Genomic DNA, 3,959 nt, shown 5'->3' with positions numbered 1-3,959 from the left:
CGGTATTAGTCTTTTCTTTTACCGGTAATAGTTTTCTCTAATACCGATATTAGATCGGGGTGAGAATCTGTGTCGGGAGAATGGGGTACCTTTGTGGGAGAGAAATCAATCGACAATCAAGATATGACTGAGAAAACCGAGCGTAAGAAGATTACCGCAAGAGACTTTGCGGAGCTGAAGGGGCAGCGGAAGCTTGCCTGCGTCACCTGCTACGACTATACCTCCGCCCTCCTTGTGGACCGGAGTAACATTGATGCGATACTGGTGGGCGACTCGGCGTCCAATACGATGGCGGGGCACCCGACGACGCTGCCGATCACGCTGGATCAGATGATCTACCACGTGCAGTGCGTGACACGTGCCGTGCGCCACTGCTTTGTGATGGGGGACATGCCCTTCGGCACCGTGCATGGGGACCCCTATGCGGCGCTGCAGAATGCCATCCGGATGATGAAGGAGGGCGGCTGTGATGCGGTAAAGGTGGAGGGCGGTCGCGAGATCCGCGCCTCGCTGGAGATGATCCTCGGGGCAAATATCCCTGTGGTGGGGCACCTGGGGCTGACGCCTCAGTCGATCCACCGCCTCGGGGGCTATGGCCTGCAGGCGAGGGAGGAGGCAGCCGCCGAGCGACTGCTGGAGGATGCGCGGATGCTCGATGAGATCGGCGTCTCGGCGATCACGCTGGAGAAGATCCCCGCCGCCCTCGCCAAGCGGGTGACGGAGGCGGTCTCGGTGCCGACGATCGGCATAGGTGCCGGCCCCGACACCGATGCGCAGATCCTGGTGATGCAGGATATGCTGGGGATGACTGAGGGCTTCAGACCGAAGTTCCTCCGCCGCTTCGGCGAGGTGGGGGAGGCGATGGTCCGCGCCTTCGACGACTACGCAGCTGCCGTGGCGGAGGGGTCGTTTCCCGATGAGACCGAGAGCTATTAATTTTTTTTACGAAAAAAGATATGAGACTGGACGGAAGGCAAGAGAGCAGCAACGTAGAGGACCGGCGTGGTAGGCGGGTCAAGGGTGCCAGCATGGGCATCGGGGGCCTGATCGTCGTCGGGCTGATCACCTGGCTGCTGGGGGGCAATCCCCTTGACGTGATTCGGCAGGGCGGCGGCGAGATCGTCACGCAGCAGACAGCTCAGGAGGAGCCATATACCCCGACGGCCGAGGAGGAGGAGATGGCCACCTTTACCAAGGTGATCCTCAAGGGGACGGAGGATGCCTGGACGGAGGTCTTTGCGAAGTATGGCAAGACCTACACGCCGCCGCGGATGGTGCTCTATACCGATGCGGTGCAGAGTGGCTGCGGCGGGGCGTCGTCGCAGGTGGGCCCCTTCTACTGCTCGGCGGACCAGACCTTATATATAGATCTCTCCTTCTTTAACGAGATGAAGACGCGACTCGGCGCCGGAGGAGACTTTGCCTACGCCTACGTGATCGCGCACGAGGTGGGGCACCATGTGCAGAACCTCCTCGGGACGCTCGATCAGGCGCATGCGCGGATGGCGCAGGTGAGCAAGCGTGAGGCAAATGCGATCAGCGTACGGCTGGAGCTGCAGGCGGACTACTACGCCGGTATGTGGGCGCACTACGACGATGCGCGCTTCGGTTCGCTCGAGCCGGGTGACATTGAGGAGGGGATCAATGCGGCGCACGCCATCGGGGATGATAAGCTGCAGATGGAGGCTCAGGGGTACGTGGTGCCGGATGCCTTCAATCACGGCACCTCCAAGCAGCGTATGGCGTGGCTCTACAAGGGCTACCGCGAGGGGACGCTTGAGGGGGGCGATACCTTTAGTCTGCCCGATCCATCGATCTGACAGGTTGGATTACCCGAGAGAGCGGACCGCCGGGGCGAGGACTTCGCTGACGACGCGGTCGGTCATCCGGTGCTCGCCATCGAAGGAGGCGGTGCAGGCGGTGCCGTAGTGCTGCTCGAAGTCGCTCCTGCAGTCGACGGTGGTGTCTCGGGTGCCGAAGAAGCCGAGGATCGGCTCGGCTCGGCCGTCGCGGTCTTGTAGGTGGTCCCACTGCCGCTGCTCCGCCTCGCGGAAGTGGCGGATGATCTCGTCGGTGATCTCAAAGGTGGTCTCCCCATTGAGCCGCGGCTGGAGGTAGTGGTACTGCCCGACGTGGAGGATCTCGGGCATCTCGGAGAGGTGGAGGGCGGGATTGACCGCTATGCGGCGGTAGCCGACCATCTGGTGTGCGTAGAAGGCACCGAGGCTGGTGCCGAGAACAACGTCGGGCCGGAGCTCGGCGCAGAGGGCGCGGAGGAAGTCGAGTGCCTCGAGCGGGTCCTGCGGGATGTCGGGTGCCTCTACCCGCCAGTCGGGGAGGCATCGGCGGAAGCGCTCCACGGTGGCGGTGCCGCTGCCGGACTGGAAGCCGTGGAAGTAGATCAGTGTCTTGGTCATTAGAGTAGCGGGGTCATGTAGAGTGGCAGGAAGGTGATCCCCTCTTCGCTGATCCGCAGGTCCGCCGGGTGGATGACGTACGGCGTCGCCAGGTCGCGGTCGTATTTTTTGATGCACTTGCGGAGGGAAGTAAGCGTGTAGCGCTGACCGCTCTTTACCTCAATGGGAGAGATATTGTGCCTTGAGGTGACCCCGGACTTGGTGATGAGGAAGTCGATCTCCATACGATCCTCTGCACTCTCTCGGGTAGGATTGGAGTAGAAGAAGAGGGAGTGCCCCGCCGAGCGCAACATTTGTGCGACGATGTTCTCGATCACCATCCCTTTATTGAAGGAGAGTTTATCGAGAAGGATCTTTTTGTAGATCTCCTCGTCCACCAGCTCTTCGCTGCTGAAGGACTGGCTGAGTAGCAGTCCGGTGTCAGCCATATATATCTTGAGGGTGGTGCGGTCTTGATTGAGCATCAGTCCCACGGAGGGCTCGGTGGCGTTGTAGCACATATTGACGACCATTGCCTCATCGAGCCAGAATAGAGCTGCCTCGTAGTCCCTCTGTCGCGCTCCCTCCTCCAAGTCAGAAAGGGTGAATCGGCGCTCGTGGCGCTGGAGCTGAGCCGGTATTTGATCAAAGACTGACGAGACTCGGGCGCTGTGGAGACCTGCATACTTGCGGATGTCGGCTCGGTAAAGGTCGAGGATGCGGCGCTTGACATGATCGACATCGGCAAAGCTCTTTGTCTCTACGTACTTAGCGACTGCCTGTGGCATGCCGCCCACGATCATATATTGCCGGAAGTAGTCCATCGCCTGTCGGTGCATTACCTGACCGAGAGGTCTCTTTGCCTCGAAGCAGTCGCGGATAAAGGGCATCAGCATCTCATTTCCCATAGCCCACAAAAACTCCTCGAAGTCAATCGGATAGAGCTTTACCTGCTCCTCCTCTGATGGGATAACGATGTCAGCAACGTTGCGCTTGATCGACACGAGAGAGCCCGTCTCGATGTAGTCGTACCGCCGATCCGCTACCAAGTACTTGATGGCGGCTCTAGCGCGGGGATAGAGCTGTACCTCGTCAAAGATGATGAGCGACTCCCGCTCGTAAAGGGGGGTCTGTGCGTAGTTGCTTAGGTAGAGGAAGAACATATCCAGGTGATCCAGATACTGATCAAAGAGTCCCTTGACCTCCTCCGATACCCTATTGAAGTCAATCAAGATGTAGCTCTTGTACTCTCGCTTTGCAAATTCCTCCACCAAGTAGCTCTTGCCGACCCGTCGAGCTCCGTCGATCATCAGGGCCGACTCGCCTCGGGACTGTTCCTTCCAAGCCTTTAGTCTGTCGTATAGTTTTCTCCTCATATCTACTCTCTCCTAATCTGCTCTGGTGCACAAATATACCCAAATGCAGATTATCGGGAGGGGCGAATCTACACCAAATGCAGATTATCGGGAGGGGTGAATCTACACCGAATGCAGATTATCGGGAGGGGTGAATCTACACCGAATGCAGATTATCGGGAGGGGTGAATCTACACCGAATGCAGAT

General features: G+C 59.0%; 4 protein-coding genes. 2 read left to right on the top strand and 2 right to left on the bottom strand.

Annotated features, from left to right (window positions below; all coding sequences use genetic code 11):
• The first annotated feature begins 123 nt into the window (after positions 1 to 123).
• Complete coding sequence (gene panB / locus Q0F21_RS06120; protein WP_297238335.1) at positions 124 to 936, top strand: 3-methyl-2-oxobutanoate hydroxymethyltransferase; 813 nt, start codon at positions 124 to 126, stop codon at positions 934 to 936.
• Positions 937 to 956: 20 nt separating this feature from the next.
• Complete coding sequence (locus Q0F21_RS06115; protein WP_297238333.1) at positions 957 to 1,820, top strand: neutral zinc metallopeptidase; 864 nt, start codon at positions 957 to 959, stop codon at positions 1,818 to 1,820.
• Positions 1,821 to 1,829: 9 nt separating this feature from the next.
• Here the strand turns inward: Q0F21_RS06115 and Q0F21_RS06110 are convergent, their stop codons facing one another.
• Both Q0F21_RS06110 and Q0F21_RS06105 read right to left on the bottom strand, forming a co-directional pair.
• On the bottom strand, positions 1,830 to 2,417 hold the full coding sequence (locus Q0F21_RS06110) for a YqiA/YcfP family alpha/beta fold hydrolase (protein WP_297238331.1): 588 nt from the start codon (positions 2,415 to 2,417) through the stop codon (positions 1,830 to 1,832).
• Positions 2,417 to 3,772, bottom strand: a complete 1,356-nt coding sequence (locus Q0F21_RS06105) for an ATP-binding protein (protein ID WP_297238328.1) — start codon at positions 3,770 to 3,772, stop codon at positions 2,417 to 2,419. The genes Q0F21_RS06110 and Q0F21_RS06105 overlap by 1 nt, the downstream gene beginning before the upstream one ends.
• Positions 3,773 to 3,959 lie beyond the last annotated feature (187 nt).

Source organism: uncultured Porphyromonas sp. (assembly GCF_934359325.1).
GTDB lineage: Bacteria > Bacteroidota > Bacteroidia > Bacteroidales > Porphyromonadaceae > Porphyromonas_A.
Note: the sequence above shows the minus strand (reverse complement) of the source record. Positions and strands in the feature narration are given on the sequence as shown.